Origin of the sequence: Marinobacter sp. F4206 (assembly GCF_019392195.1) — a bacterium.
Classification (GTDB): Bacteria; Pseudomonadota; Gammaproteobacteria; order Pseudomonadales; family Oleiphilaceae; genus Marinobacter.
Genome location: NZ_JAHXKI010000002.1, coordinates 2,146,484 through 2,173,166, shown reverse-complemented (window position 1 = coordinate 2,173,166; position 26,683 = coordinate 2,146,484). Strand labels below are relative to the sequence as shown.

30 protein-coding genes and 1 tRNA gene are annotated in these 26,683 nt (G+C 59.1%); 19 read left to right on the top strand and 12 right to left on the bottom strand.

Going from position 1 to position 26,683, the window contains the following annotated elements:
- Positions 1 to 25 precede the first annotated feature (25 nt).
- The 7 genes from KZO34_RS12270 to KZO34_RS12240 form a co-directional block, all read right to left on the bottom strand.
- Positions 26 to 1,045 (bottom strand): ABC transporter ATP-binding protein, encoded by a 1,020-nt coding sequence (locus KZO34_RS12270; protein ID WP_219476816.1) that lies wholly within the window; start codon positions 1,043 to 1,045, stop codon positions 26 to 28.
- Positions 1,042 to 2,040, bottom strand: a complete 999-nt coding sequence (locus tag KZO34_RS12265; protein ID WP_219476813.1) for an ABC transporter ATP-binding protein — start codon at positions 2,038 to 2,040, stop codon at positions 1,042 to 1,044. The genes KZO34_RS12270 and KZO34_RS12265 overlap by 4 nt, the downstream gene beginning before the upstream one ends.
- 4 nt (positions 2,041 to 2,044) lie before the next feature.
- Positions 2,045 to 2,977, bottom strand: a complete 933-nt coding sequence (locus KZO34_RS12260) for an ABC transporter permease (protein ID WP_219476811.1) — start codon at positions 2,975 to 2,977, stop codon at positions 2,045 to 2,047.
- Positions 2,974 to 4,023 carry an ABC transporter permease gene (locus KZO34_RS12255; protein WP_219476809.1) on the bottom strand — a complete coding sequence of 350 codons (1,050 nt, stop codon included), beginning with the start codon at positions 4,021 to 4,023 and terminating at the stop codon, positions 2,974 to 2,976. The genes KZO34_RS12260 and KZO34_RS12255 overlap by 4 nt, the downstream gene beginning before the upstream one ends.
- A 75-nt stretch (positions 4,024 to 4,098) precedes the next feature.
- Positions 4,099 to 5,661 (bottom strand): ABC transporter substrate-binding protein, encoded by a 1,563-nt coding sequence (locus KZO34_RS12250; protein WP_219476807.1) that lies wholly within the window; start codon positions 5,659 to 5,661, stop codon positions 4,099 to 4,101.
- 156 nt (positions 5,662 to 5,817) lie between these two features.
- Positions 5,818 to 6,531, bottom strand: coding sequence for an LrgB family protein (locus KZO34_RS12245; RefSeq protein WP_219476805.1), 714 nt, complete (start codon positions 6,529 to 6,531; stop codon positions 5,818 to 5,820).
- Positions 6,524 to 6,889: a CidA/LrgA family protein gene (locus KZO34_RS12240; protein ID WP_219476803.1), complete on the bottom strand. Its 366-nt coding sequence runs from the start codon at positions 6,887 to 6,889 to the stop codon at positions 6,524 to 6,526. The genes KZO34_RS12245 and KZO34_RS12240 overlap by 8 nt, the downstream gene beginning before the upstream one ends.
- 75 nt (positions 6,890 to 6,964) lie before the next feature.
- Here KZO34_RS12240 and KZO34_RS12235 point away from each other — a divergent pair, with 75 nt between their 5' ends.
- A complete protein-coding gene (locus tag KZO34_RS12235; RefSeq protein ID WP_219476801.1) occupies positions 6,965 to 7,507 on the top strand; it encodes a YaeQ family protein in 543 nt (180 codons plus the stop codon).
- Between the two features lie 98 nt (positions 7,508 to 7,605).
- A tRNA-Arg gene (locus KZO34_RS12230) sits at positions 7,606 to 7,682 on the top strand.
- A gap of 127 nt (positions 7,683 to 7,809) precedes the next feature.
- On the opposite strand, the gene KZO34_RS12225 is transcribed toward KZO34_RS12230, so the two are convergent.
- Positions 7,810 to 8,202 carry a glutaredoxin family protein gene (locus KZO34_RS12225; protein ID WP_219476799.1) on the bottom strand — a complete coding sequence of 131 codons (393 nt, stop codon included), beginning with the start codon at positions 8,200 to 8,202 and terminating at the stop codon, positions 7,810 to 7,812.
- A gap of 284 nt (positions 8,203 to 8,486) precedes the next feature.
- Here KZO34_RS12225 and KZO34_RS12220 point away from each other — a divergent pair, with 284 nt between their 5' ends.
- From KZO34_RS12220 to KZO34_RS12190, 7 genes are read left to right on the top strand one after another with little or no spacing between them, the layout of a single operon-like run.
- On the top strand, positions 8,487 to 9,182 hold the full coding sequence (locus tag KZO34_RS12220) for an ABC transporter permease (RefSeq protein ID WP_219476797.1): 696 nt from the start codon (positions 8,487 to 8,489) through the stop codon (positions 9,180 to 9,182).
- Positions 9,175 to 9,885, top strand: coding sequence for an ATP-binding cassette domain-containing protein (locus KZO34_RS12215; RefSeq protein WP_219476794.1), 711 nt, complete (start codon positions 9,175 to 9,177; stop codon positions 9,883 to 9,885). The genes KZO34_RS12220 and KZO34_RS12215 overlap by 8 nt, the downstream gene beginning before the upstream one ends.
- 37 nt (positions 9,886 to 9,922) lie before the next feature.
- Complete coding sequence (locus KZO34_RS12210; RefSeq protein WP_219476792.1) at positions 9,923 to 10,720, top strand: ABC transporter substrate-binding protein; 798 nt, start codon at positions 9,923 to 9,925, stop codon at positions 10,718 to 10,720.
- A gap of 48 nt (positions 10,721 to 10,768) precedes the next feature.
- The gene (locus tag KZO34_RS12205; protein ID WP_219476790.1) at positions 10,769 to 11,638 is read left to right on the top strand and encodes a formate dehydrogenase accessory sulfurtransferase FdhD; all 870 of its coding nucleotides are present in this window, start codon (positions 10,769 to 10,771) and stop codon (positions 11,636 to 11,638) included.
- A 30-nt stretch (positions 11,639 to 11,668) separates the two neighbouring features.
- Positions 11,669 to 12,256, top strand: coding sequence for a molybdenum cofactor guanylyltransferase MobA (mobA, locus tag KZO34_RS12200; RefSeq protein WP_219476788.1), 588 nt, complete (start codon positions 11,669 to 11,671; stop codon positions 12,254 to 12,256).
- Positions 12,253 to 12,744 (top strand): molybdopterin-guanine dinucleotide biosynthesis protein B, encoded by a 492-nt coding sequence (mobB, locus tag KZO34_RS12195; RefSeq protein WP_219476786.1) that lies wholly within the window; start codon positions 12,253 to 12,255, stop codon positions 12,742 to 12,744. The genes mobA and mobB overlap by 4 nt, the downstream gene beginning before the upstream one ends.
- Complete coding sequence (locus tag KZO34_RS12190; RefSeq protein ID WP_219476782.1) at positions 12,741 to 13,988, top strand: molybdopterin-binding protein; 1,248 nt, start codon at positions 12,741 to 12,743, stop codon at positions 13,986 to 13,988. Before mobB ends, KZO34_RS12190 begins: the two co-directional genes overlap by 4 nt.
- Here KZO34_RS12190 and KZO34_RS12185 read toward each other — a convergent pair whose 3' ends face one another.
- Genes KZO34_RS12185 through KZO34_RS12170 form a run of 4 tightly spaced genes read right to left on the bottom strand, consistent with a single transcriptional unit; the run spans position 13,989 to position 18,007 of the window.
- Entirely contained in the window at positions 13,989 to 14,465 is a 477-nt protein-coding gene (locus KZO34_RS12185; RefSeq protein ID WP_219476780.1) for a DUF6505 family protein, read from the bottom strand.
- Complete coding sequence (locus KZO34_RS12180; protein ID WP_219476778.1) at positions 14,462 to 15,166, bottom strand: biotin/lipoate--protein ligase family protein; 705 nt, start codon at positions 15,164 to 15,166, stop codon at positions 14,462 to 14,464. The genes KZO34_RS12185 and KZO34_RS12180 overlap by 4 nt, the downstream gene beginning before the upstream one ends.
- The gene (locus KZO34_RS12175; protein WP_219476777.1) at positions 15,163 to 16,008 is read right to left on the bottom strand and encodes an Mrp/NBP35 family ATP-binding protein; all 846 of its coding nucleotides are present in this window, start codon (positions 16,006 to 16,008) and stop codon (positions 15,163 to 15,165) included. The genes KZO34_RS12180 and KZO34_RS12175 overlap by 4 nt, the downstream gene beginning before the upstream one ends.
- A 19-nt stretch (positions 16,009 to 16,027) precedes the next feature.
- Positions 16,028 to 18,007, bottom strand: coding sequence for a 4Fe-4S binding protein (locus KZO34_RS12170; protein ID WP_219476775.1), 1,980 nt, complete (start codon positions 18,005 to 18,007; stop codon positions 16,028 to 16,030).
- A 137-nt stretch (positions 18,008 to 18,144) separates the two neighbouring features.
- Between KZO34_RS12170 and KZO34_RS12165 the strand changes: the two genes are divergently transcribed.
- The 10 genes from KZO34_RS12165 (at position 18,145) to KZO34_RS12125 (ending at position 26,682) form a co-directional block, all read left to right on the top strand.
- A complete protein-coding gene (locus KZO34_RS12165; RefSeq protein ID WP_219476773.1) occupies positions 18,145 to 18,723 on the top strand; it encodes a DUF3305 domain-containing protein in 579 nt (192 codons plus the stop codon).
- Positions 18,723 to 19,337 (top strand): DUF3306 domain-containing protein, encoded by a 615-nt coding sequence (locus KZO34_RS12160; RefSeq protein ID WP_219476771.1) that lies wholly within the window; start codon positions 18,723 to 18,725, stop codon positions 19,335 to 19,337. Before KZO34_RS12165 ends, KZO34_RS12160 begins: the two co-directional genes overlap by 1 nt.
- Positions 19,338 to 19,421: 84 nt before the next feature.
- Complete coding sequence (locus KZO34_RS12155; protein WP_219476769.1) at positions 19,422 to 20,033, top strand: TorD/DmsD family molecular chaperone; 612 nt, start codon at positions 19,422 to 19,424, stop codon at positions 20,031 to 20,033.
- Positions 20,034 to 20,074: 41 nt separating this feature from the next.
- A complete protein-coding gene (locus tag KZO34_RS12150; protein WP_219476767.1) occupies positions 20,075 to 20,263 on the top strand; it encodes a twin-arginine translocation signal domain-containing protein in 189 nt (62 codons plus the stop codon).
- Between the two features lie 86 nt (positions 20,264 to 20,349).
- Positions 20,350 to 23,235 carry a formate dehydrogenase subunit alpha gene (locus KZO34_RS12145; RefSeq protein ID WP_257900271.1) on the top strand — a complete coding sequence of 962 codons (2,886 nt, stop codon included), beginning with the start codon at positions 20,350 to 20,352 and terminating at the stop codon, positions 23,233 to 23,235.
- Between the two features lie 15 nt (positions 23,236 to 23,250).
- Positions 23,251 to 23,859 carry a formate dehydrogenase FDH3 subunit beta gene (gene fdh3B, locus KZO34_RS12140; protein WP_219476765.1) on the top strand — a complete coding sequence of 203 codons (609 nt, stop codon included), beginning with the start codon at positions 23,251 to 23,253 and terminating at the stop codon, positions 23,857 to 23,859.
- 85 nt (positions 23,860 to 23,944) lie between these two features.
- Complete coding sequence (locus KZO34_RS12135; protein ID WP_219476763.1) at positions 23,945 to 25,117, top strand: formate dehydrogenase subunit gamma; 1,173 nt, start codon at positions 23,945 to 23,947, stop codon at positions 25,115 to 25,117.
- Complete coding sequence (locus KZO34_RS18705) at positions 25,114 to 25,239, top strand: hypothetical protein (protein ID WP_257900425.1); 126 nt, start codon at positions 25,114 to 25,116, stop codon at positions 25,237 to 25,239. Before KZO34_RS12135 ends, KZO34_RS18705 begins: the two co-directional genes overlap by 4 nt.
- Complete coding sequence (locus KZO34_RS12130; RefSeq protein ID WP_219476761.1) at positions 25,232 to 25,471, top strand: sulfurtransferase TusA family protein; 240 nt, start codon at positions 25,232 to 25,234, stop codon at positions 25,469 to 25,471. The genes KZO34_RS18705 and KZO34_RS12130 overlap by 8 nt, the downstream gene beginning before the upstream one ends.
- Positions 25,472 to 25,611: 140 nt before the next feature.
- The gene (locus tag KZO34_RS12125; protein WP_219476759.1) at positions 25,612 to 26,682 is read left to right on the top strand and encodes a helix-turn-helix domain-containing protein; all 1,071 of its coding nucleotides are present in this window, start codon (positions 25,612 to 25,614) and stop codon (positions 26,680 to 26,682) included.
- Position 26,683 lies beyond the last annotated feature (1 nt).

Sequence of the window (26,683 nt, the reverse complement as noted above, 5' to 3'; positions counted from 1 at the left end):
ATCATAGCCTATCGCGATGACCCTGTTACAACCGCCCTTCTTCTACGGCGTGACACGCCACCCGGGCGCCCCCGTCGGTGGCAATCAGTTGCGGAATTTCCTGCCGACAGCGTTCGTTGGCGTAGGGGCAGCGGCCATGGAAGACACACCCCGATGGCAACTGCACCGGTGTCGGCACCTCCCCCTGCAGGCGGATGTGATTCGGCCGGTCGTCCTCCAGCTTGGGAATGGCCGAGAGCAGCGCCTGGGTGTATGGATGCCGTGGGGTGCTGAACAGGGTTTTGGTGTCCGCCAGCTCACAAACCCGGCCCAGGTACATCACTGCGACCCGGGTTCCGAAGTGTTCAACCACCGCCAGATCATGGGTGATGAACAGGTAAGTCAGGTTGCGGCTCTCCTGGGCATCCATCAGCAGGTTGAGTACCTGTGCCTGAATGGACACGTCCAGGGCCGAAATCGGCTCGTCGGCGACGATAAACTCAGGGTCTACCGCCAGCGCCCGGGCAATGGCAATCCGCTGACGCTGGCCGCCGGAAAACTCGTGGCCGAACCGGCTGCCCCAGTCGGGATCAATACCGACCGAGTGCATGACTTCATGCACCTTGTCGCGAACCTGGATGTCCGAGGCGTCGGGCTGGTGGAACCGGATAGGTTCTTCCAGGGTTTTCTGGATGGTCATCCGTGGGTTCAGGGATGCGTACGGATTCTGGAAAATCATCTGCATCTTGCGACGGTATGGCAACACCTCTTTGCCATCCAGGTGATCGATGCGCTGGCCGTCGTAATGAATTTCACCAGCGCTGGGGGACAACAACCCCATGACCGTGCGGGCGACCGTTGATTTGCCACAGCCGGACTCACCCACCACGCACAGGGCCTCGCCCTTCTGCACCTGCAGATCGACGCCATTGATCGCATGCACGGCTTCCTGCTTGCGGTGGAGGCGGCCACCCTTGAATGAGATCTGCTCCAGCAGGCTGCCGGAAAGGTCGAACTTCTTCTCCAGCCCGCGAATGTCTACCAGTGTGGATGACGGGGAGGTCACGATTCCACCTCCTGCATGCGTTTCTCCTGCTCTATGAGATTGCTGACTTCGTAACAGGCCACATCCACATTTCCGGAGCGGACATACTCCGGCATGACACGCTTGCACTGGTCAGTGGCAAACTTGCAACGCGGATGGAAGGGGCAGCCTGTGGGTACGTTCTTCAGGGACGGCATGGAACCGGGAATCTGGAACAGCCGTTCACCCGGCTCGCCCATCTGGGGCAGTGCGTTGATTAGCCCCTGGGTGTAGGGATGCTGGGCATCGTTGATGATTTCCCGGGTCGGGCCCTGCTCGATGATCCGGCCCGAATACATCACCAGCATGCGTTGGGTCACCTGGGAAACCACCCCCAGATCGTGGGTGATCAGCATCAGCGCCACGTTTTCCTGCTCACACAACTCCAGCAACAGCGCCATGATTTCCGCCTGGATGGTGACATCCAGCGCCGTGGTCGGCTCATCCGCAATGATGATCTCCGGGTCCAGCAGCAGTGCGATGGCAATTATCACCCGCTGTCGCATGCCCCCGGACAGCTCATGGGGATACTGGTCCAGGCGCTTTTCCGGGGACGGAATCTGCACCTTGCGCAACTTGTCCAGGGCGATGTCCCGGGCGCCTTTCGTGTTGATCCGACGATGCGCCTTGATGGCCTCGATCATCTGGGTACCGATGGTCAGCACCGGATTCAGGGTCATCATCGGATCCTGGAAAATCATGGCAATACGGTTGCCACGGATTTTGCGCAGTTCGCGCTCGCTCATGGCCGCCAGGTCCTTCCCTTCAAACAGGATCTGGCCACCGGCGATGTAACCGGGCCGGGCGATCAGGTTGAGGATGGAGAAGGCCGCCACCGATTTACCGGCACCGGATTCCCCCACCAGCCCGAGGCGCTCGCCCTTATCCAGGCTGAAGCTGATGCCGCGCAAGGCGGTGAGGTCACCGCCGCGCACGGCAAAGCGGACGTCGAGATTTTTTACTTCCAGTAATGACATGACGTTACCCCTTGTACAGCCGTGGATTCATGACATCCCGCAGCCAGTCACCCAACAGGTTGATGACCAGAACGAGTACCACCAGCACCAGGCCGGGAATCAGGGTGATCCACCAGGAGCCACTCTGGATGTAGTCAAAACCGGATTTGATCAGTGAACCCAACGACGGCTGGGTTTCCGGCATGCCCAGACCGAGGAACGACAGCGCCGCCTCGGAGATGATCGCGTTGGCGATCTGCACCGTGGCGATGACAAAAATCGGCGACAGGGTATTGGGCAGGATGTGGCGGAACATGATCCGGCCGGTACGGAAACCCATCACCTTGGCCGCGTCCACGTATTCCTTTTTCTTCTCCGCCAACACCGAGGCACGAACGGTCCGGGCAATCTGCGGCCACTCCGAGACACCGATAATGAAGATCAACATGTAGATGGCAATCTCGCCAAACATCAGGCTGCCGAAGCTGGCTTTGAACACGGCCCCCACGATGATCGCCACCATCAGGGTGGAGAATGACAGCTGAACGTCGGCGATGCGCATCAGGATGGAATCCACACGGCCGCCAAGGTAGCCCGCCAACAGACCAAACAGGATGCCCAGCGCCGCCTGCAGCAGGACGGCACCAAACCCGATCAGCAGCGACACCCTGGTGCCGTAGAGAATCGTGGAGAGCAGATCCCGACCCTGAGCGTCGGTGCCCAGCGGGAAGGCCGGATCGGAGCCGTCGAGGCCGACCGGCGGCAGCTCCGAGTTCATGATGTTGATCTGGGCCAGATCGTAGGGATCGGCCGGGGCCAGCAGCGGTGCGAAGATGGCCGCCAACACCATCAGCATCAGCACCACGAAGCTGGCAATCGCCACCTTGTCCCGCTTGAAGCTGTACCAGAGGAAGGACTCGCGAAAGCGATCCCAGCGTGAAAGAGTCGCCGTCGTCATGCTTTCTTACCTGTCAGTTTTACAGTGGGGTTGACCAGGCCGTAGACCAGATCCACCACGGTATTGGTAATCACAAAGATCAGCCCTACCACCATCAGGTAGGCCACGATCAGGGGGATGTCGCTGCGGGTGATGGCTTCCAGGAACATCAGGCCGACACCCGGCCACTGGAACACGGTCTCGGTCAGGATGGTGTAGGCCACCATGATGCCGATCTGTACCCCACCGACGGTAATCACCGGCAGCATGGTGTTCTTGAGCGCGTGCAGGAAATTAATGCGGGGCGAGCTCAGACCCTTGGCCCGGGCATACCGGATGTAGTCGCTCTGCAGCACTTCCATCATCTCCGCCCGGATCAGGCGGATGAACAGCGGCAGCATGATGGACGCCAGCGACACCGACGGCAGCACCAGGTGCAGGATGCCACCCTGGGAGAAAAAGCCGGAGTTCCAGGTGCCGAACAGGGGCGTCAGGTCGTCGCCGCGTCCATAGGAAGGCAAGCCACCCTGGGTGGACAGGGCGGCATTGAGCCACTGCCCCCAGCCGGCATCTTCCGGGAACCAGTCCACGGTGACGCCGATGGAGAACAGCTGAATCAATACAATGGCGGTCAGGAACACCGGGATGGATATCCCGACGGTACTGACCCCCATAAAGAATTTGGACAGCCAGGCCTGGGGCCGGATGGCGGCATAGACGCCAATGGGCACCGAGAACACAAGAATAATCAGGCTGGCACCGATCACCAGTTCCAGCGTCGCCGGAAGGTGCTCGAGAATGACATCGAGAGTGGGTTTGCCATAAAAATAGGAGGTGCCAAGGTCGCCCTGCAGGGCGTTACCGGCAAATCGCAGGTACTGCACCACCAGTGGATCATTCAGGCCCATTTCGTCGCGGAGCGCTTCCCGCTCCTCCTGGGAAACGGACATGCCCACCATCTGCTGAAGCGGGTCACCAAGGCCATCCTGGATGGCAAAGGCAATCACGCTGATCACAAACATGACCAGTACTGCCTGGGAAATCCGCTGAACTAGAAACGCTAACATGAAAATTTACCGGATAATTCTGCAAACAAAAGACCGGCTCCGGACGTATCCGAAGCCGGCCTGCCATAAAGGCGGTTATTCCACGACCAGGTCACCCAGGTACGGGAAGTTCATCACGTTGAGGATCGGCTCGATCTTCACATTCTTTTTGCTGGCCCAGGCCAGGTCCTGCCAGTGCAGGGGCACGAAGGCTGCGTCGTCGTATAGGCGCTGCTCAACTTCCTTCAGCATTTCAGCCCGCTTGTCGAGATCGGTTTCGACGTTGGCCTTGTTCACCAGCGCATCGATCTCCGGGTTGCAGTAATTGCCGGCGTTGTACTGACCGGCACCACTGTCGGCATCCGGACAGAAGGTCAGGAACTCGAAGAAGTTGGCGGAGTCCTCGGTGTCCGCGTGCCAGCCGATCATCATCATGTCCGCGGCGCGGGCGTCATACTCCGGCCAGTACTGGGCTTTCGGCAGGGTCTTCAGATCCACCTTGATGTTGATCCGTGCCAGCATGGCGGCCACTGCCTGGGCGATCTTGTCATCGTTCACGTAGCGGTTGTTGGGCGCCATCATGGTGATGGTGAAACCGTCCTCGTAACCGGCCTCCTTCATCAGCTCCTGGGCCTTGGCCACGTCAAACCGGGGTGCCAGGGCGTCGTTGTGGCCCTGGTAGCCTGCCGGGGACATCTGGGCAGCCGGCGTGGCAAAGCCCTTCATGATCTTGGCGGCAATGCCTTCCTGGTTGATGGCGTAGGCAATGGCTTCACGCACCTTCGGGTTCTTGAACGCTTCCACCCGGTCCTGGTTCATGTGGAACAGGATGATGCGGGTACCGCTCATGGTCACCAGGTCCGCATTCTTGTCACGACGGATACGTTCCAGGTCGGTCGGCGGCACGGGTGCAATGAAGTCCACACCGCCGGACAGCAGCGCGGAAACACGGGTGTTGTTCTCCTTGATGGGAGTCAGCACGATTTTGCCGACGTTACCCGGAGATTCGGTATCCCAGTAGTCGTCAAAGCGCTCGAACTCGACGCGCACGCCCTGCTGGCGCCCGGTGATCACGTAGGGGCCGGTACCGGACAGATTCTCGGAAGCAAAGGAGTTGCCGTGCTTGACGATGGCGCTCTTGCTCTGGCCGTTCTCGGTCTCGCCGGTGTAGAACTCGCTGTCCATCGGAAAGATATAGGTCGCGGTATTCAGCAGCAGCGGATAGGGCTCGCTGGTAACCAGCTCGAAGGTGTAATCGTCGATCACCTTGAGTTCGCTGAACGGCTTGAAAATCGCTTTGTAGTCCTGGCTCTGCTTCAGACGATCAAAGGTGAACTTGACGTCCTTGGTGGTCAGCTCGTTGCCAGAATGGAAGGTCACACCCTCACGCAGCTTGAAGCGCATGGTGTTCTCATCGACACGCTCCCAGCTCTCAGCCAGGCGCGGCTCGAAACCGAGGTCCTTGGTCCAGCGCAGCAGCGGGTCGAAGGTCATGTGGCTCAGCTGCAACATGCCGCCGGAGAGCTGTTCATGGATATCCAGGGTTACGGGGTCGGCGTCGTACGCCATTTTCAGTTCCTTGTTCGCCTCGGCGGACATTGCTACCGGGGCGGCGGCCAGGGCCATGGAACCAACAAAAGCTGTCAGTAGTTTTTTCATCGCGTTTTCCGTCGCTGTTTTAAGAATTTTGCGGCGCATCGGCGCACATTCGCACCAGATGACTGCGCTAAAAGCTAGTCGTGGAAACCCGGAACAGCAATCGAAATTGCGACATGACCTTATTCGTGAGGTGAATGACCTGATTTGGGGCGACGTTCAGAGATGGAAAACCAGGGGCAGAATCAGGGCCGTGAACACCCCCGTCAGCCCCATACCGAGTGACGCAAACGCGCCCGCCGTGTGGCTGATCTCAAAAGCCCGGGCGGTACCCACCGCGTGCCCATTCAGGCCCAGGGCAAATCCGAGGATGCGCTCGTCTTCCACCGGCAGCAGACCTGCCAGCAGGTCAACGAACAGGGTAGCCACCACACCGGTGATCAACAGACCGCCCATCATCAGTGGCACCGAACCACCGAGTTGCTCGGTGATCCCGATGGCAATCGGTGCGGTAACCGACTTCGGCGCCAGCGACGCCAACACCTCCGGGGTTGCACCCAGCGCCCAGGCAATCACCACAGCGTAGACCGCCGCCAGCGTCGCCGCCACCGGGAGGGTGCACAGGATTGGACGCCACAGGGCCCGAATGTGGTGCATCTGTTGATAGAGCGGAATGCCCAGGGCGACCGTCGCCGGCCCCAACAGCACCGTCAGCCATTGGGCGCCCAGTTGATAGCGGGTGTAATCCAGGGGTAGAACGGCAATGGTCGCCGACAGCAGGACGGCCGCAAGCACCACCGGCGGCAGCCAGAGCGGACGGCCGATCCGGGCGAAGACCCAGTTGCCGGCGAAGAACGCACCCAGCGTCAGGCCAATGGCCAGTGCCGGGCCGTCCGACAACGTCTCCACCAGCGACAGCAAACGCTCAGTCATTGGCCGGCCCCCGGCCGGAGCCCCGAACCAGCCACTTCATCAGCACCAGCGTCGTCAGCACACTCAGAAAGGTACCGGCCAGCAATGCCATCGCCACCGCCAGCCACTGGCCCTGAAACTGGTCGGCGGTGAAGAACACCCCGACCACCCCGGGCATGATCAGCAACACCAGCACCGATATCAGACCTTGGCTCGCCGTTGCCAACGGCTCGCTGACGCTGCCATTCATCATTAACGTCAAGGTCATGCAGATCATGCCCAGTACGCCACCGCTGACCGGCACCAGGAATAGCAGGCGCAGGGCTTCGCCGAACAGGAAAAACAGGACCAGAATCAAAAAACCGCGCAACATCGGCATGCTGTCATGCTCATCAGGGACAGAATTGCTCTACACTAGCGCATACTTACCGTTTCATACCATTCCGGAAGGCTCATGGCGCTCAAAGCAACAATCTTCAAGGCCACGCTCAACATCGCCGACATGGACCGGCATTATTACGCGGACCACCACCTCACCATCGCCCAGCACCCGTCGGAAACCGACGAGCGGATGATGATCCGCCTGTTGGCGTTCGCGCTGAATGCCGACGAGCACCTGGAGTTCACGAAGGGTCTGAGCACCGACGACGAACCCGAGTTGTGGCGTAAAAGCCTGAGCGATGAGATCGAGCTTTGGATTGAGCTGGGGCTGCCCGAGGAGGGCCGTCTGCGCAAAGCCTGCAACCGGGCGAGGCAGGTGATTCTATACACCTACGGGGGCCGCGCCGTGCCCTTGTGGTGGGAGAAGCATCACAACAAGTTGAACCGTTTCGATAACCTGACCCTTATCAACCTGCCCCAGGACGCCACCGAGGCACTGGGGCAACTGGCGCAGCGCAGCATGAATTTCCAGGTGACCATTCAGGACGGCGAGGTCTCCGTCAGCAACGAAGACGCGCTGGTAAACTTGACGCCGGAGCCGATGGACCTCCGGTAACCCCCCGGTTCAGATGATGCAACAGGGGGCTGGACAGACTCCTGCTGCGCACGTAAGATTGCGCACTCGAAATTGACGCACTGCCGTTAACTTTCGTTCCGCCCGTAGCTCAGCTGGATAGAGCGCTGCCCTCCGGAGGCAGAGGTCAGAGGTTCGAATCCTCTCGGGCGGGCCATTATTTCAAAGGCCTGCGTGAAAACGCGGGCCTTTTTTATTGGTTGTGTCGAAATCCTTTCCATGGTGTGTGCACGGACCAAGCAATACAGTGATGATGGAAGCCAGCACCACATCAGCGACTGCAATCAGGCCAGCTCGAATCGCTCCTGCAGCCATGCCTTGATCTCCCCAGACTCGTACAACCAACGCTCACTGCCATCTTCCTGGTGAATCTTCAGACAGGGAACTTTGACGCGGCCTCCACCGGCTTCCAGCGCGGCACGATGCTGCGGATCATGCTGGGCATCGCGGGTTTCAATGTTCAGGCCAAGTCGGGCGATTTCCTTGCGTACCTTGATGCAGAACGGGCAGGCTCTGAACTGGTAAAGAGCGAGATGTTTACTGGCCTCGTCGACGCGGGCCTGCTCTTCAGCGGTGCGGGCCACGCTTTTTGGCGTGCTGAGCTTTTCGGTGAGCAGCATGAACGGTGTCAGGACCAGGCGCAGGGTGCGGAAAAAATAACGAATAATAACTCTCATGGGTAAGGCTCAAACTCCGGATTGAAGATGGCATGCCGGGTGTCGGCATTCAGGTTGGATTTGCGTGATTGGTAGCGGTGCGTAAGGGTATCACTTCATCCGGTTAATCAGGTACCAACCGGGACCCGCCCCCGTATAAAGCCCCTTCGGGCACAAAATCACCGCCATTCTGACGGCGAGAGGTTCGATTCCTTTCGCCCGGGTTGACTCCGCCCGCACCCCTTGCGAATCTGATTAAAAGCGCGTGCAATCTTCGAGTCACCACTGCAGGACAACAATTATAAATGGACGCTTTGGCAGAAGCCTTCCGACTGATCGTCACGCTGGATGCAGATCTCTTCGAAATTCTCTGGCTCTCCATTCGTGTCAGTGTGACCGCATTGGCCATCTCCGCACTCATCAGCCTCCCCCTGGGAACCTGGCTGGCGATCACGACGTTTCCCGGACGCAAGTTCTGCATCCTTTTGCTTAACGCCCTCATGGGCATGCCCCCAGTGGTCGTAGGGCTGATTGTATATCTGTTCCTGTCACGGTCCGGGCCGCTCGGCTGGATGGGGCTGCTGTACACACCCACCGCCATGATCATCGCGCAAGTGGTGCTGATCACCCCGATTATTGCGGCCCTGGCGAATCAGGTGATCGAGCACCTTCATCAGGAATACAGCGATACGTTTCACTCGATGGGTGTCACCGGACGCCGTGCGGTGGTGGCCTACCTGGTGGATGCGCGTTACGCACTGACCACCTGCATTCTCGCGGGTTTCGGCCGGGCCATCGCCGAGGTTGGCGCCGTCATCATCGTCGGCGGCAATATTGATCATCTGACCCGCGTGATGACGACCACCATCGCGTTGGAAACCTCGAAAGGCAACCTGACCCTGGCCTTGGGCCTGGGTGCCATACTGCTGACGCTGTCGTTGCTGGTCAACGCCCTGGTGATTGGTGTCCGTGAATATGCCGCGAGGCGTCAATATGCCTAGTTCACTCCTGCCCATACACATCAGCGATCTGCGCCTGACCAAAGGCGATCGAGCCGTGCTGGGAGGCGTGAACCTCGTCATTGATGAGCCCGGCATTACTGTGATCATGGGCTCTAACGGCGCGGGTAAAAGCCTGCTCCTGCGCTCTTTGCACGGTTTGATCACTCCGGATCAGGGGAGTATCACGCTTGGCTCTCTGACGGTGAGCGACAGCCATGACCAACAGGCCATGGTCTTTCAGCAACCGGTACTGCTGCGCCGAACCGTGATACAGAATTTAGCGTTTGCGGCCCCCAGGATCGCTAAAACCGCCCCCCAGCGATTAATTAAAGCGTTGGAGTCTGTACACCTGGCTGATCGGGCCGACCAGCCCGCACGTATGCTTTCGGGCGGCGAGCAACAACGACTTGCCCTGGCACGAGCACTGTTGAGTGAGCCTGGGCTATTGTTGCTGGATGAGGCGACGGCTAGCCTGGATCCTGCATCGGTGCTATTAATTGAATCGCTGGTCAAAGCGCATAGCGCCCGGGGGGCCAAGGTTATTCTGGTTAGTCACGATCAGGGCCAGGCTCGACGTTTGGCCGATGAAGTCGTATTTATATCGAACGGGCAGGTAGCCGAGCAGGGGCCCGCGGATCAATTCTTTGCCGCACCCCAAACCCGGGTCGCTAAAGCCTATCTGGCAGGAGAAATCCTGTTTTAAGAAAAGAACAACAACAAAAACAAAACAGAGGACAGCCATGAAAAACTTTGCCATTGCCATCGCCTTAGCCCTGAGCACTCCCGCTCTGGCCGACACCATCATTGTCCAGTCCACCACCTCGACCCAGAACAGTGGCCTGTATGACTACCTGTTACCGATACTGGAAAAGGAAACCGGCAATAAGGTTAACGTGGTCGCTGTGGGCACGGGACAGGCGATCAAGAATGCCAGGCGCTGCGATGGCGATGTGCTCCTGGTTCACGCCAAGTCGGCCGAAGAACAGTTCATTGCTGACGGCTTTGGCGAATACCGCCGCGACCTGATGTACAACGACTTTGTGATCATTGGCCCTCAAGCGGATCCTGCCAATCTGGCAGGCGCTGAGAACGCCACCGAGGCTTTGCAGCGCATCCAGCAGACCGGCGCTAAATTTGCCTCACGGGGTGATGATTCGGGGACACACAAGAAAGAACGTTCCCTGTGGCGCGAGGCCGGTATCGACCCCGACACCGGTTCCGGTCAATGGTACCTGGAAACCGGCAGCGGCATGGGCGCAACCCTGAACACCGGCGTGAGCCTCGGTGCCTACGTGTTAACAGACAGAGCTACCTGGATCGCCTTTACCAACAAACAGGACGCCACCATCGTATTTGAGGGAAATCCCGCCCTGTTCAACCAGTACGGTGTGATTCCGGTCAGTACGAAAAAGTGCCCCAACGTGAATCGGGAGGCGGCGGAAGCCTTTGCACAGTGGTTGCTGTCGGAAACCGGACAGGCCGCTATTGGCGCCTATCAGGTCGACGGTAAACAGCTGTTTTTCCCGAACGCCCACTAGGCCGTCCGGACCCGAGCCAGTGAATTTCCTAACCGGGCTACAACCATAATGACGAGTACACCCCTTCTACCCAACCCCTCTGATCCTCGGCTGTCCCGCAAGGTTGAGGGCGTTGATGAAACGGGTCAGGCGAAGTCGATCAGCGTGATCGAGGAGCGCCCCCTGACCATCTATCTGAACAGCCAGGAGATCGTCACGGCCATGACCATCGGCGATCATCCGGAGTACCTGGCCCTCGGGTTTCTACTGAACCAGGGTATGCTGAAAGAGACCGATCAGGTCACGAAGATCGATTTCGACGAGGAGCTGGAAGTCGCCGTGGTTCGTACCGCTGGCATTACCGATGTCGAAGACAAGCTGGAAAAGAAAACCCGTACGTCCGGCTGTGCCGTGGGCACCGTATTTGGTGACATGATGGCGGGGCTCGAAGGGTTGTCACTGCCGGACACACCGGTGCATACCAGCACCTTTTACGACCTCTCCTACCAGATCAACCATACCCCCAGTCTGTATATGGAAACCGGTGCCATTCATGGCACCGCCCTGTGTCAGGACCGTCAGGTTCTGGCCTACATGGAGGATGTCGGGCGCCACAACGCGGTCGACAAGATCGCTGGCTGGATGCACCTGAACAACATTCCGGCCGACAATAAAGTCCTCTACACTACGGGCCGCCTGACGTCCGAGATGGTGATCAAGACATCCCTGATGGGCATCCCGACCCTGATCAGCCGGTCCGGTTTCACCGCCTGGGGCGTCGATATTGCCCGACAGGTCGGGTTGACCCTGATCGGACGGATGCGAGGTAAGAAGTTCACCTGCCTCAGTGGCCAGCACCGACTGGTGTACGATCAGGACCTGTCGCAGGTTCCGGACGACGACAAGAAAATGCGTCGCAAGGGCGCGCAGCATGACTGAGAATCTCACCATGACTGAAAGAGGGGCAGCATGAGCGTTTGCGCAGTAATTCTGGCGGGTGGCCAGGCAAACCGAATGGGTGGTGGTGACAAAGGACGATTGATGCTGGGCGATCAGTCATTGATCCATCGTGTCATCGATCGAATCACGCCGCAGGTCGATGCCGTGGTGCTGAACGCCAATGGCGATTTGAGCCGCTTTGATGATCTGGGATTGCCCGTGGTGGCCGACTCGATCGGTGAGTTTTCGGGCCCTCTGGCGGGTGTGCTGGCAGGTATGGATTGGGCTGCCCAGCATGGGCATGAGTGGCTGATCAGTGTCGCTGCGGACACCCCGTCGTTTCCGCTGGATCTGGCTGAACGATTGGCCGGGCATGATACCCCGGTGGTGCTGGCGGCCACGCCGGATCCGGAACGTGGCCGGGTGCCACAGCCGACATTTGGCCGCTGGCAGGTGGCGTTGCGGCACGATTTGAGGGCCGCCCTGAACGACGGTGTACGCAAGATTCGCCAGTGGACGCAGGCCCAGGGCGAGACACTGGTGATTTTTGGTGAGGACGACTTTTTCAACATTAACACGCCGGAGGATCTGGCCCGGGCGGAGCAGCAGTTGCAGTGAACGTTATTGGGATTGTCGGCTGGAAGAACAGCGGAAAAACCACTCTGGCCAGCGCGCTGATTCGCGAACTGTCGAACAGGGGGTTAACGGTTAACTCGATCAAGCACGCCCATCATGGCGTCGACGTGGACCAGCCCGGAACCGATAGTTACCAGCACCGCGAGGCGGGCGCCCAGGAAGTCATTCTGGCGGGAGGACAGCGGTTCGCCATCATGCACGAACTGCGTGGCGCCGACGAGCCAACCATGGAAGAGTTGCTGGCCCGGCTGGGCCCTTGCGATTGGGTCGTGGTCGAGGGATTCAAATCCCATGCCCACCCCAAGATTGAAGTGCACAGACAGGAGAGCTCCCGTGCGCCCCTGTACCCGGAAGACCCCAGCATCATCGCAGTGGCGACGGACTATGCTCCGGAGTTTTCGGGCCCCTGCTTTGATGTGAACGATGTACCCGGAATTGCCGATTTTATTCTGAGCACAGGAGAATTATGAAGCCGCTTCGTAATGACTGTTTTGCCCTGCCCCCCGGGGTGAACTGGACGCCGGTCGACGAGGCCCTGGAGCGGTTGCGTTCACGGTTGCGTCCGGTGGTGGAAGTGGAACGCGCCGTCCCTCTGGCCCAGGTAAATGGCCGGATACTGGCGAGCGATGTTTTTGCACCTCGCGCTCACCCCCCCAGCAGCAATTCTGCGGTCGACGGCTATGCGTTCGCGGGCCCCCTGACTCAAGTGCCCTGCACCCTGCCCCTGGTCGACGGCCGAAGCGCCGCCGGGGAGCCATACACCGGTCAGGTACCCGAGGGCCACGCGATCCGGATCCTGACCGGCGCGGTGATGCCAACGGGCGTTGATACGATCGTTCTGGAGGAGGACTGCGAAGTCATCGATGGCCAGCTCCATCTGAACGGCACGTTGAAGGTAGGAGCCAACCGGCGCCAAGCCGGAGAGGACATCAACGCACAGGACCGGATCCTCACCGCAGCAAGCCGCCTGACGCCAACCCAGATTTCCGTGCTGGCCAGTGTCGGTGTGGCGTCGGTCGATGTGTTTCAGCGACTGCGGGTCGGCATTCTGTCCACGGGTGATGAAGTGAAGCCCGTCGGTTCATCGGTCACCGACTGGCAAATTTACGATGCCAACCGCCCAATGCTGAGCGCCCTGGTGACGCAGCTTGGCTACGAACTGGTGGACCTGGGCCATGTCCAGGACCGGGCCGAAGACGTGGAAGCGGTGCTGGAACGAGGCGCGGAGGCGTGTGACCTGATCCTGACCAGCGGCGGTGTTTCTGCAGGCGACGAGGATCATGTATCGAAAACGTTGAAAGCCCACGGCGACATCAGCAACTGGCGCATCGCCATCAAGCCGGGCCGCCCGCTGGCGCTGGCCATGTTCCGGGGTACGCCCGTGGTCGGCTTGCCGGGCAATCCGGTGGCCGCGTGGGTCTGCGCATTGCGCTTTGGCGCGCCCGCGATGGCGCTATTGGCAGGGGGGGAGTGGTTCGAACCCCAGGGCTATCTCGTGCCCGCGAATTTTTCCAAGAACAAAAAGCCTGGGCGCAGCGAGATGCTGCGCGCCCGGGTCCGCAATGGGCAGGTTGAAGTGTTCGGCTCGGAAGGCTCGGGCCGGGTGACAGGCCTGGCCTGGTCCGAGGGTCTGGTAGAGTTGGATGAGAGCGCTCAGCAGATCGAGCCGGGAACCCCGGTGCGATTCATTCCCTACGGCAGCTTCGGGCTGTAATCACTCGACGCTGCCATGCACGGCAAAGGCTTCCAGCGAGGCATCCTGTGGAGCCCGGGAGCGGAAGGTTTCCTCAACCCCCAATTCGGTCAGGGTGCGGCTGACCATCAACAAGCTGTTGTCTTCGAAGTCCTCACACATATTGCGCATCTGGTCGATTTCTTCGCAGGCGACGGGGTAGGCAGCATCCATATCCGGGGCGCCGTAGAGCTCGACAAAGGTTTGCGCCAGGGTCTTTCGCAACGTTTCCAGTTCGGCTTCGGTGATGTCGCAAACACCGACAAAACTGGCGCGGCCACCCGATTCTATGCTGTACCAACCGTTACTGAAGGCCTGACGGGCCTTGCCTTTCATATCCGCTTCGGTCCAATTGGAAAATTCAAATCCGCCGGAGATGGCCCATTCGCCACTGGGGGCAGGCACCTCGTAGACGTTTTCATCAGATACATCCAGTCTCAGGGTTCGGGCCAGTTTCATAGGTGCTCCGCGAATTCGATCAAGCTCACTGTCTCGGTCATGACGTCTTGGCGCAATAACATCCGGCCCTTCTCATCCAGCCCAACAAAGACTCCGGACTTCGGCCGGTCAATCCTTTTACCCAGCGTGTCACAACGGGGGCGCCACTCGTTGTGTACACGCTCGAACCCACCGTCCATGAAGTAGGTCAGCCACAGCAGGGTATGTTTGGACCAGCTTTCCAGCAGCGCCATGGGGGTGATCTCGACACAGCCCTCCTCATGCAGACAGGTTTGATTCGGGGTTTTACCCGGCTCATCTGTCAGATGCATAAAGGGTACATCGATCCCGATGATCAGCCAGTTTGGCTGCGCCTTCGGATCAGACACATCCGCTGCAAAACGGACGGACCCGCAGACCGCACCATTGACCTTTATGCGATCGGGCCATTGAAAGTGCACAGGCACTTCCGGCGGGGCCAGTGCGCCCAGACTCTCGGCCAAGCCTATCTGGGCCACGTAAACGGCTTGAATCGCCTCTTCCAGGGACGTTTCCGGCGCCAGCACCAGGGCAGCGCGCAGATTGTCGACCGTCTCGGAGTAAAAAATCGTGCCTGAATCGACCCCCGCGATGGCCCGGCTCACGGCCTTGTCAAAGGGATCTGTGTGTTTGGGCACCATTTCACCCGTCAGTAACGGCGGAAACTGAGGTGACTCGATCATTGGATGGCCCGGGCGTAGACATCAGAGGTGACGATCTCATCGGCAATGCGCTGGAAGGCCTGCGCCTGCGGACTGTCCGGCTTCGACACCACAATCGGAACGCCGCCATCCGACCCAACACGGATATCCAGGTCGAGCGGAATCTCACCGAGGAAGGGCGCGCCCAGCTTTTGTGCCTCGGCCCGGGCGCCGCCGGATCCAAACGGGTGGTGCTCTTTACCGCAGCCGTCACAGACAAACGAGGCCATGTTTTCGATCAGGCCGAAGAGCGGCACCTCCATCCGGTTGAACATGTCGATGCCTTTGCGCGCATCCATCAGAGCAATGTCCTGGGGTGTCGAGACCACCACAGCGCCGGCCACAAAGAATTTCTGACTCAGGGTCATCTGGACATCACCGGTGCCCGGCGGCAGATCCACCAGCAAGACATCCAGCCTGCCCCAATCGACCTGGTTCATCATCTGTTGCAGGGCGCCCATCAGCATCGGCCCGCGCCAGACAATGGCTTCATCGTCCGGGGCCATCAGGCCCAGGGACATCAGGGTCACGCCATGATTGCGCAGCGGCAGAATGGTATGCCCGTCCGGACTGGACGGGCGACCGGATACACCCAGCATGCGGGGCTGGCTGGGTCCGTAGACGTCGGCGTCCAACAGGCCCACCTTCAGCCCTTTCGAGGCCAGCGCCACCGCCAGGTTGGACGACACGGTGGACTTGCCCACGCCCCCCTTCCCCGAGGCGATGGCAATGATGCGATCAATCCCCTTCGGGTTTTTGTCCTGTGGCCGGGGCGCGTCAGTGCCGATCAGGTTGGATTGTCCCGCGTCAACGTATTGAACCATGTTGTGTCCTGCTTTGTTGTTAGCTGTCCAGGTAGTCGTCACTGGTGCGAACTCGAGGACGTTCGCCCCCTGCCATCGGTGAGTTCTGCCCATGGAACTGGGATTTCACCCGACAGTCATCACACATCTTGATGAGCTGGACGTTGTCAGCGTTGGTATACATCCAATGCTGGTTTTCCAGTTTTTCAACGATCCGGTTAATGGTGCTGGCGACGCCAAACGGAGCCCCACAACTGATGCATTCGAACGGTTCCTCGCCGTGCAGTGCCCGGGCACTCAGGGCATCCTTGGACACATCCAGTTGAGGCTTCAGAGCAATGGCTGTCTCCGGGCAGGTGCTGTCACAGACCCCACATTGCACGCAGGCATTCTCCGTAAACTGGACCTCCGGACGATCCGGATGGTCGCCGAGGGCGCCGGTGGGACAGAGGGACACGCAGGCCAGGCAAAGCGTGCACTTGTCGGAATCAATCTCGATCGCCCCGTAGGGTGCGCCCGCGGGCAGAGGGATCGGCGCTTCGATCTTGTCCGCCATCGCGGCAACGGTGACCCGGGTGATGTCACGCCGCCCGCCAACCAGCAAAACCGGCTCACTCACTCGCCCGTCGTTGTCACCGGCGGCACAGAGTTCTTTGGCTTCGATCACCCGGACCCGGCTGGGTGAGTTATGGGTGCCTTTGAGCATGGCCTGGGCCAGTTCAACTTCCGCCGTGACCGCCCGGCGGTCGATCTCGTTGTCCGCCAGGATCAGGACTTCTGCGTAGCCTGCGCCGAATGCTGCCATGATCTCGGCATGGCCGATGCGATCCACATGCTCCAGCCCCAGCGGGATGAGATCATCCGCCAGCCCATCGTCATATCGAGCCAGATAGGCAATGGCATCGGCACCCGCGCCCAACGTGTGGAAAACCAGACGCGGGGATTCGTTGGTATGCTCCCGGTAGACCCTGGCCATGGTTTCCACCGCCTGCGTCACCGCCTCGAACGGTGTTTCGTTCATGGTCACGGCCGACGTCGGACAGACCGCCGCACAGGATCCACAGCCGGCGCAAATATCCGAGTCAATCTGTATGTGATCGCCCGCTGAAAAAATGGCCTCAGTCGGGCAGACGTCGAGACACCGGGTGCAACCGGTCTTGTTTGCCCGGGAATGGGCACACAGCGATTCCTCCAATCTGAAAAACACGGTTTTCTCAAACTCACCGACCCGATCCCTGGCGGTCAAGGCGATCCGTTCCAGCTCTCCGGTTTTCGCCGGGTCGGCCCAGAAGTAGCCATTGCGCTTTTGATGACTGGGAAACGCGGGGCCCACACCGCGCAGATCAATAAAAACGTCGCACTCACTGCGGGCAGTGGCTTTGATCTCGCCAAAACCCAGGGCGCCACGACCCGCGGGATTCAGTGTCTGCAGCTGGGCAAATTCCAGCTGGAAGTTGCCCAACGCGCCCTGGGCGGCCGTCAATTGCCCTCTCGCCACGTCGTAGCCAGCGGAGGGTAGCTGGATCGGCCCCGAATCATTGACAACACACGTCACCCCCAGCTCGTCCTGAACCAGTTCAGCCATCCTGATGGCCTGCTCGGTAGGACCGACAATGCAACACACCCCGCTGGACTGAATGGTTTTCACCGGCGCCATGGGGGCCGGTAATTGCGAGGCAGCGATCAAGGCTGCCTGTTTGGCGTGTAGGCGCTTCGGACTCGCGTCTGGTGCGCTCCAGCCCGCGCGGTCCCGAATATCGATGGTGCCCAGCGGAGCGGAATGCTGGGTTTCAGCTTCTATGTCCTCGCTCAGACGCTCGAATAGCGCGGCCTGTTGGCCACAGGCGATGAGCACGTCACTGTTGCCACTTAAATACTCTGCGGCCGTTTTCATATCGGTGCCGCACAGTTGATCCACCACGATCACCTGCTCAGCGGCCGCTGCCGTTTGCAGGGCCTTTTGATCAAGAGACTGTGATTTATCGCAAGTGCATAACAGTAAAGTCTTGGATGCCGTCATCAGGAAATTGACTCTTTTCGTTGTTGTTATACGTATACGTGTGCATGCCTCCACTAGAGCATGGCACAGCCTTTTCTTTTTGGACAACTGGATAATTGTTTCGGCTCTGCTAGCTTTTTAAAAAAAGAGATGTAGTCATGAGCAGTCGCACAGAGCATTGGAAACGCGAGATACAAGTGGGTGCCGTCGTTCGCCGTTCCCCCGGCGTAACCCGGTGGGCGCGCGATATCTGGAAGCCCGTCGCCGTTATACCGGGCGCACCTGAGGCGTTCTGGAAAGAGCTGGTTCGCGAGGGCGAGGTGGTCGATTTTCACGCAGGCACCGTAACCATGGAACTGTTTCGCGCCGATGTGGAAGGTTACCTTGTGTCCCTGAACATGACCGTTCCCTCCGTCTGGATCATCATGGATAAAGACCAGACCCGTCGTTCTCCCTCCGGGTGGATGGTCAGCACGATCACCGCCAGTGCCCATGAGGCGTTGGATGCCCTGGACAGTGGTGAGAGCATTGTCGAAGCCGTTCCGATTCCCGAGTCCCTTGCGGCCTGGATCAAAGAGTTTATCGACATGCATTACATCGAGGAGCCGTTCAAGAAACGCCGCCGCGATGAGGTCCGTGTTGACGTTGTCGAGGAAGGTAAAGGCGATCCACGTATCCGCCAGCAAAGCGACGTCTACCGTGCTCCCTCCAACCTCAAAAAACCGAGGGTGCACTGATGGCCGAATCACGCCTGCAGCGCTGGTCGCGTCAAAAAGCCGAAGCTCGCAAAGAGGCGGAGGTCGCCCCGCCCTCGCCAACCGAACCCGAACCATCGCGTGAAGCGCAAGAACTCGCCATCAACGAGACCTTGCCCGAGCATGAGATCCTCGAGAAGTACAGCCTGCCCGCCCCGGACACCATTGTGCTGGGCACCGACATTACCGGATTCATGGGAAAAGAAATTCCCGAATTCCTCCGACGTAAGGCGCTGCGCGCGCTCTGGAAATCCAACCCCGTTCTGGCGGTGCTGGACGGGCTCAATGACTACGATGAAGATTTCACCGACGCCGCTACTGCAGGCAACGTCGTGCAAACCCTGTACAAGGTTGGACAGGGGTTAATCGATAAAAGTGCAAGGAAGGACGAGCAAGCCGAGAATCCGGTTCGGGAACTGGCCGATGGTCCAGAACCGATTTCATTTGCAGAGGACACCGAAGAGATCGCCCGGCATTCAGAATCCGACATCCCTGCGGAGCCCCTCATCGATGCCCGGCATTCTGAACCTCTGGCTCCCGAGCCAGAGTTGGAAACGACACCTCGCTATCGTCCCAGGATGCGCTTTGACCATTAGCGCCAAGAGCCGGAGTTGCTCCCGAGCTGAATCGGGTCTATAAAACAGTGATGAAAATTTAAACAACAACAAGAGAGAGAAAACTTGGCCAACGCTGTAGAAGTTCAGTGCCCCCGCTCGATCAACGACGAAGATCGTGCCCGAGCCCAAATGTATCAGTTGCTGGGTGCCTTGCTGGGAGAGCCACCCTCCAGAGAGCTACTTGCCGGATTGGCATTGCTGAAGGGGGATGACACACCACTGGGGGCTGCTTCAAAGAACCTCGCTGCTCTTGCCGAACGCACCAATCCTCATGACGCCGAACGAGAGTTCAACAACCTTTTCGTGGGCGTCGGCCGTGGTGAACTACTGCCTTATGCCAGTTACTACCTCACCGGTTTTCTGAACGAAAAACCCCTTGCAGACTTGCGCAGCGATCTGATGGTCAGGGGCATCAAATCCCGCGATGACGTTAAAGAGCCCGAAGACCACATCAGCACACTGTGCGAAATCATGGCCGGCATCATCACGGGCGAGTTCCCGTGCGACAGCGGTTTGTCTTCACAAAAAGCCTTTTTTGACGCCCACCTGGCAAAGTGGGCGGCGTTGTTTTTTACCGATTTGGAAGAAGCGCAAAGCGCAGTCTTCTTCGCTCCTGTGGGCTCGCTCGGTCGGGCCTTTATGACCGTGGAAGCTGATGCTTTTGCAATTCAGTAACCGGGATCTGCCCGATCCCATAACTCAGGTGGAGGTGTCCAATGGACAACCCCAAGCATGAACACAGCCGTCGCCGTTTCTTGCAGTTGGCAGCAACCGCAGCACCAGCTGCCGTTGCCATGGCAGTTGCACCGAACGCCGTAGCCGAAGTCGCTAACGAAGTCCCGAAAAGCCGCGGTCTGCGTGACACTGAGCACACAAGGAAATACTTCGAATCGGCTCGCTTTTGAGGAAGCGTGCGTCATTCAGGATTGCGTGATGCTCCTGGATGATCACACCTCCGGAAAAACGAGAACAAAAAACAGAGGTAACTGACATGTTAAGGAAGAAAACCAACGGGGTAGCGAAAGGCTCCCGTGCGGGATCTTTACTTTCATCCCTCGCCGCAAAAACCCTGGACCGGCGGGGATTTCTCGCGGCCTCCGGTGTCACTGTGGGTGGTCTGGCCGCTCTATCACTGACGTCCACCCGGGTTCGGGCCGAAACTCCGTCGACGGAAGGCGGGGAAGTCGTTCACAAGAAATCGGTGTGTACGCATTGCTCGGTCGGGTGCACGGTCGAGGCCGAAGTGAAAAATGGCGTTTGGACCGGCCAGGAACCGGGGTGGGACAGCCCCTTCAACCTCGGCGCTCACTGTGCAAAAGGGGCCTCGGTGCGCGAGCACGCGCACGGCGAACGTCGTCTCAAGACCCCGATGAAAATGGTCGATGGCCAGTGGCAGAAGATCTCGTGGGAAACCGCCATCAACGAGATCGGCGACAAGATGCTGCAAATCCGTGAAGAGAGCGGCCCTGACTCGGTCTATTGGTTAGGCAGCGCCAAGTTCAACAACGAACAGGCATATCTCTTCCGTAAATTTGCTGGCTACTGGGGCACCAACAATGTCGATCACCAGGCCCGGATCTGTCACTCAACCACGGTCGCGGGCGTAGCCAACACCTGGGGCTACGGGGCGATGACGAACTCCTACAACGACATCCACAAATCCCAGGCGATCTTCCTGATCGGGGGCAACCCGGCAGAAGCGCACCCGGTATCACTGCTGCACATCCTGAAAGCCAAGGAAGAAAACAACGCGCCGCTCATCGTGTGCGACCCTCGTTTCACGCGCACGGCCGCCCATGCCGATGAGTTCGTACGCTTCCGGCCGGGTTCAGACGTGGCATTGGTCTGGGGAATCCTCTGGCACATCTTCGAGAACGGCTGGGAAGACAAGGAGTTTATCCGCACCCGGGTGTGGGGAATGGACGAAATCCGTAACGAGGTGAAGCGCTGGAACCCGGAAGAAGTCGAGCGGGTCACCGGCGCCCCGGCGGCCCAGCTCGAGCGCGTCGCCCGCACCCTGGCCAACAACCGCCCGGGCACAGTCATCTGGTGCATGGGTGGGACTCAGCACACCAACGGCAACAACAACACCCGAGCCTACTGCATTCTGCAACTGGCGCTGGGTAACATGGGCGTCGCGGGCGGAGGCACCAACATCTTCCGTGGTCACGATAATGTTCAGGGCGCCACCGATCTGGGGGTTCTGGCCGACACCCTGCCCGGCTACTACGGCCTGGCTGCGGGTTCCTGGGCTCATTGGGCGCGGGTCTGGGAGGAGGACCTGGACTGGCTGAAAGGTCGGTTTGCCGTGTGGGACAAGAACGGCAAGTCCAAAGCCATGATGAACGAGAAGGGCATTCCCGTGTCTCGTTGGATTGATGGTGTTCTGGAAGCCAAGGAAAACCTGGAGCAGCCTGACAACACCCGAGCCATGGTTCTGTGGGGCCATGCCCCCAACTCGCAGACCCGGATGCTCGAGATGAAGGAAGCCATGGAAAAGCTGGACCTGCTGGTCGTAGTGGATCCCTTCCCCACCGTGTCAGCAGTGCTGCACGATCGCAAAGACGGCGCTTACCTGCTGCCGACCACCACCCAGTTTGAGACCTACGGTTCAGTCACTGCGTCGAATCGTTCGCTCCAGTGGCGGGAAAAGGTCGTCGAGCCGCTGTTTGACTCCAAGGTCGACCACGAAATCATGAAGCTGTTTGCGGACAAGTTCGGTTTCACCGATCGCATGTTCCGCAACATTGCGATTGACGGCGACGAACCCTCGATTGAGGACATTACTCGCGAGTTCAATCGTGGCATGTGGACCATCGGCTATACCGGTCAGTCCCCCGAGCGTCTCAAAAAGCACATGAAGTACCAGCACCACTTCGACAAGACCACCCTGCGTGCAAATGGCGGACCCTGCGATGGTGATGTCTACGGTCTACCCTGGCCATCCTGGGGAACGGCTGAGATGAACCACCCGGGCACACCGAACCTGTACGACATGTCGATGCCGGTCTCCGAGGGCGGCCTTACCTTCCGCGCCCGTTTCGGCGTGGAACGCGACGGCGATAATCTGCTTGCCGAGGGCGTCTACTCGAAAAACTCCGACATCAAGGATGGCTATCCGGAGTTCACCATGCAGATGCTGATGGATCTTGGCTGGGATGGCGACCTCACGGAGGAAGAGCGCGCCAGCATCGAGGCCGTTGCCGGTCCCGAGACCAATTGGAAAACCGATCTGTCCGGCGGCATCCAGCGCGTTGCCATCAAGCACGAGTGCGCCCCCTTTGGTAATGCCAAGGCGCGCGCCGTGGTCTGGAACTTCCCGGACCCTGTGCCGATTCACCGCGAGCCGCTGTACACGACCCGTCGTGACCTGGTCGAGGATTACCCGACCTACGCCGACAAGACCTTCTGGCGGGTTCCGACGTTGTACGAATCCATTCAACAGAAGGACTTCAGCAAGGACTTCCCCATCATTCTCACCTCCGGCCGCCTGGTCGAGTACGAAGGTGGTGGTGACGAGACGCGCTCCAACCCCTGGCTGGCGGAACTGCAGCAGGAGATGTTCATCGAGGTGAATCCGCGCGATGCGAATAACCTGAACATCCGTGACGGCAATGACGTTTGGGTTTCCGGCCCGGAAGGCGGGCGCATCAAAGTCAAGGCGATGGTAACTGAACGTGTTGGCGAGGGCGTAGCCTTCATGCCCTTCCACTTCGGCGGAGAGCTGGAGGGTAAGAGCCTGAGGGACAAGTATCCCGAAGGAGCCGACCCCATTGTCTTGGGCGAATCCACCAACGTAGTTCAAACATACGGGTATGACTCGGTCACGCAGATGCAAGAGACCAAGGCCACCCTGTGTTCGATTATGCCGGCATGATGAGAGGTGTAGATCATGGCACTTGAAGGACAAGCACGCGCAAAATTCCTTTGCGACGCCGAACGCTGCATCGAATGCAATGCCTGCGTAACGGCCTGTAAGAATGAGAACGAAGTACCCTGGGGCATCAACCGTCGCCGCGTGGTCACCATCGAAGATGGTAAACCCGGCGAGCGCTCAATCTCGGTAGCTTGCATGCACTGTTCAGATGCGCCCTGTATGGCCGTCTGTCCGGTGGACTGCTTCTACCAGACTGAGGACGGTGTGGTGCTGCACTCCAAGGATCTGTGTATCGGTTGTGGGTATTGTTTTTATGCCTGCCCCTTCGGCGCGCCCCAGTTCCCGCAAGCGGGCAACTTCGGAAGCCGTGGCAAGATGGACAAATGCACCTTCTGTGCTGGTGGTCCTGAAGAAGACAATTCAACCGCCGAGTTCTCCAAGTACGGGCGCAACCGTATTGCCGAGGGTAAGTTACCCCTCTGTGCGGAAATGTGCTCGACCAAAGCCCTGTTGGCCGGTGATGGCAACGAGGTGGCGGACATCTATCGCCAGCGCGTGGTGAACCGTGGTTTCGGTTCAGGTGCCTGGGGATGGGGCACGGCTTACGAGAAGAAGGGCGCTTAAGCCAGCCCGATAGTTCCGGGGCCCTCGGGCCCCGGAATTCATTGAGGCACCGAAGTCTTCTTGTTGATTCCGTTGGAGTGCTCTGATGAACATAAAATTACTGGGTGCCGCCGTACTTGCGATGGCGACACTGCTTTGCAACCCGGCTCTGGCCGAAGAGGCCCCGGCGGTTGATCGGACGTCTACCGGGGGCGCCCAGACCCTCGAAGACATCATGGCCCGTCAGGAGCAGTTGAAAATCGACGAGTCCTTCCGCTCTGAAAACCTGGGTAATCCCGACAATGCGGCACCGACCAGTGGCCAGCTGGGTACGCTGGGGGGGCGCTCTGATGCTGACGTCTGGCGTTCTGTCCGCTATAACAAGATAGATCCCACGGTTCAGTCACCTGGACCTGCCAACGGCGTCATGATCCAGGGCGAAGGCATAGCCTGGTACAAGCTGCGGGAAGGACCGGTCATAACCTATGGCGGCGGTGCCATACTCGGCATTATCGCTTTGTTGGCCGTGTTTTATTTTGTCCGCGGCAGAATCAAGATTGATGGAGGCCCTGCCGGCACCACAATTGAACGCTTCAAAGCCATCGAACGATTCGGGCACTGGTTGCTGGCCGGCTCGTTTATCGCACTGGCTCTGACGGGCCTGATCACCCTGATGGGGCGTACGTTCCTGATCCCGGTTTTGGGGCCTGACGCCTTTGCGACGTTGGCCGCTGGTTCCAAATGGCTTCACAACAACGTTGCGTGGGCCTTTATGCTGGGGCTGGTGATGACGTTCGTGATGTGGGTCGCGCATAACATCCCCAACAAACTCGACTGGCAGTGGCTGAAGGCAGGCGGCGGCATTTTCACCAAGGGCCACCCTTCCGCGAAGAAGTTCAACGCAGGCCAGAAGATCATTTTCTGGACGGTGATGGTACTGGGCTTTTCCGTCTCACTGTCCGGCCTGTCACTGTTATTCCCTTTCCAGATGCCCATGTTCTCCGACACCTTCGGGGTCATCAATAGCGTTCTGGGAACCGACCTGCCAACGGCGTTGGCCCCGCACGAGGAAATGCAATACGCCAACATCTGGCACTCGATTGTGGCGTTCGTGATGATGGTGGCCATCATCGCCCACATCTATATCGGCTCGGTCGGTATGGAAGGAGCGTTCGATGCCATGGGTAACGGCGAGGTTGATATAGAGTGGGCGCGTCAGCACCACGATCTCTGGGTGGCCGAGGTCGAGGCCAAACAAGGCAAAGGAGAGTCATCGTGAAGGTCATGATTGCCGCGTTTGTCGCAGCCCTGGTCATTGCCGCCGTCGCCCCGGTTGCCCTGGACCAGTTCGGCTGGTCCTCAGCCGACCAGACCAGCAGCGAGAGCGTGCGCCTTGACTGACCAATGCGAGGTACACCAAATCGATGCTGTCGGTCTGGTGTGCCCTCTCCCTATCCTGCGGTTTAAAAAACGTACCCGGGGCTTGCCCAGCGGGACAGAGGTCGAGTTTCTGGCCGATGACCCCAGCGGCCGCCGGGATTTACAGGCCTTGTGCGAGATAACCGGCCACCGAATTGAATGGGTTCGGGAGGAGGACGCCGGTGTCCTCCGTTACAGAATCTGTTTGGCCTAGTTGACTGGCATCCGCAGTAAGAAGTCCTTTCGTTTTTTCTCCAGATTCAACGCTTTCTTCCAAACCAATGCTGTAAAATTCGACGTCTTCCATTAAGCTCGACGGACACAAAAAGAAAAGCAGTATCAGAGGAAAACGTTGTGCTCATCCTGACAGGATTTGGTCTCGGTTGTCTGGCTTGCCTGTTCCTCATTATTCTCCGGGATTTTCGGTACCAGCTGGTGGGCCAGGTTTTTCTGCTGATCCTTACCTCTGCCACGGCCTATCTCGTTGCACCACTGGTTCCGCAGGACTGGCGATGGATTGCCTCCGATCTGCAAACCGCCATGCCCGGTCTGTTCTGGGTCGTCTGCCAGCTTATTTTCGCGTCACGCCCCCGATTCCGATCGGTCTGGGGCTTCATGGCGTTATACAGCTTTATCGTCCCGGCCCTGGCAAGACCCTATGTCATAGCAGGCGAATCATCCGATCTGGCGGTCTTCTTTGGTTGGGAACTGGGGCGGTGGTTCGAATACGTGGTGGTGCTGCACGGACTCCTGCACGTCATCCGGCACTGGCGAGCGGATCTGGTGGAGTCCCGCCGACGGGCCCGACTCGCGTTCCTGCTGATCGTCGGTGGCTCTGTCGGTATCGCCACGGTCAGTCTGAACTTTGGCCTGTATCACGAGTATTCACGGGGCATCATCGTCAGCTTCGCAGCCCTGGCCACCCTGCTGTGTTTCGTGTCCGCGCGCGAAGGTATTCTCGAACTGTCGCCCGAGACCCAGACTGCACAGCCCCTGACATCCAGACCAGCCGATGATCCCGCTTCGATACCGATTTCCGATTATGAGAACAACCAGGATTTGGTCGCCTTGAACAGGCTGATGAACGACGGCTTCTACACCACCGAGAAGCTGACGCTGAAGCGACTGGCCGAGTCCCTCGAGATTCCCGAGTACCGGGTACGCAAAACCATCAACCAGACGTTGGGCTATCGCAACTTCAATGATTACATCAACCACCTGAGGGTCGAAGAGGCGGCCATGCGACTGGTCCGGGAACCGGAAACACCGATTCTGAACATTTCCCTGGATGTCGGTTATCGGACCCTGAGCTCGTTTAATCGGGCCTTCCGCGACATCATGGAGACCACGCCGACTGAGTTTCGTCAGGACAACCGCCCAGATAAAAAAAGCCACCCCGAGAGGGGTGGCAAAGGTCAGAGATAAG

Coding starts and splice junctions, on each gene's coding strand:
- KZO34_RS12170 (WP_219476775.1), bottom strand. CDS start 18,007: ATGACGGCATCCAAGACTTTACTGTTATGCACTTGCGATAAATCACAG.
- KZO34_RS12190 (WP_219476782.1), top strand. CDS start 12,741: ATGAAGCCGCTTCGTAATGACTGTTTTGCCCTGCCCCCCGGGGTGAAC.
- KZO34_RS12135 (WP_219476763.1), top strand. CDS start 23,945: ATGAACATAAAATTACTGGGTGCCGCCGTACTTGCGATGGCGACACTG.
- KZO34_RS12255 (WP_219476809.1), bottom strand. CDS start 4,023: ATGTTAGCGTTTCTAGTTCAGCGGATTTCCCAGGCAGTACTGGTCATG.
- KZO34_RS12260 (WP_219476811.1), bottom strand. CDS start 2,977: ATGACGACGGCGACTCTTTCACGCTGGGATCGCTTTCGCGAGTCCTTC.
- KZO34_RS12175 (WP_219476777.1), bottom strand. CDS start 16,008: ATGGTTCAATACGTTGACGCGGGACAATCCAACCTGATCGGCACTGAC.
- KZO34_RS12235 (WP_219476801.1), top strand. CDS start 6,965: ATGGCGCTCAAAGCAACAATCTTCAAGGCCACGCTCAACATCGCCGAC.
- KZO34_RS12215 (WP_219476794.1), top strand. CDS start 9,175: ATGCCTAGTTCACTCCTGCCCATACACATCAGCGATCTGCGCCTGACC.
- KZO34_RS12245 (WP_219476805.1), bottom strand. CDS start 6,531: ATGACTGAGCGTTTGCTGTCGCTGGTGGAGACGTTGTCGGACGGCCCG.
- KZO34_RS12210 (WP_219476792.1), top strand. CDS start 9,923: ATGAAAAACTTTGCCATTGCCATCGCCTTAGCCCTGAGCACTCCCGCT.
- KZO34_RS12150 (WP_219476767.1), top strand. CDS start 20,075: ATGGACAACCCCAAGCATGAACACAGCCGTCGCCGTTTCTTGCAGTTG.
- KZO34_RS12250 (WP_219476807.1), bottom strand. CDS start 5,661: ATGAAAAAACTACTGACAGCTTTTGTTGGTTCCATGGCCCTGGCCGCC.
- KZO34_RS12165 (WP_219476773.1), top strand. CDS start 18,145: ATGAGCAGTCGCACAGAGCATTGGAAACGCGAGATACAAGTGGGTGCC.
- KZO34_RS12225 (WP_219476799.1), bottom strand. CDS start 8,202: ATGAGAGTTATTATTCGTTATTTTTTCCGCACCCTGCGCCTGGTCCTG.
- KZO34_RS12185 (WP_219476780.1), bottom strand. CDS start 14,465: ATGAAACTGGCCCGAACCCTGAGACTGGATGTATCTGATGAAAACGTC.
- KZO34_RS12240 (WP_219476803.1), bottom strand. CDS start 6,889: ATGCCGATGTTGCGCGGTTTTTTGATTCTGGTCCTGTTTTTCCTGTTC.
- KZO34_RS12160 (WP_219476771.1), top strand. CDS start 18,723: ATGGCCGAATCACGCCTGCAGCGCTGGTCGCGTCAAAAAGCCGAAGCT.
- KZO34_RS12265 (WP_219476813.1), bottom strand. CDS start 2,040: ATGTCATTACTGGAAGTAAAAAATCTCGACGTCCGCTTTGCCGTGCGC.
- KZO34_RS12205 (WP_219476790.1), top strand. CDS start 10,769: ATGACGAGTACACCCCTTCTACCCAACCCCTCTGATCCTCGGCTGTCC.
- fdh3B (WP_219476765.1), top strand. CDS start 23,251: ATGGCACTTGAAGGACAAGCACGCGCAAAATTCCTTTGCGACGCCGAA.
- KZO34_RS12180 (WP_219476778.1), bottom strand. CDS start 15,166: ATGATCGAGTCACCTCAGTTTCCGCCGTTACTGACGGGTGAAATGGTG.
- mobA (WP_219476788.1), top strand. CDS start 11,669: ATGAGCGTTTGCGCAGTAATTCTGGCGGGTGGCCAGGCAAACCGAATG.
- KZO34_RS12220 (WP_219476797.1), top strand. CDS start 8,487: ATGGACGCTTTGGCAGAAGCCTTCCGACTGATCGTCACGCTGGATGCA.
- KZO34_RS12145 (WP_257900271.1), top strand. CDS start 20,350: ATGTTAAGGAAGAAAACCAACGGGGTAGCGAAAGGCTCCCGTGCGGGA.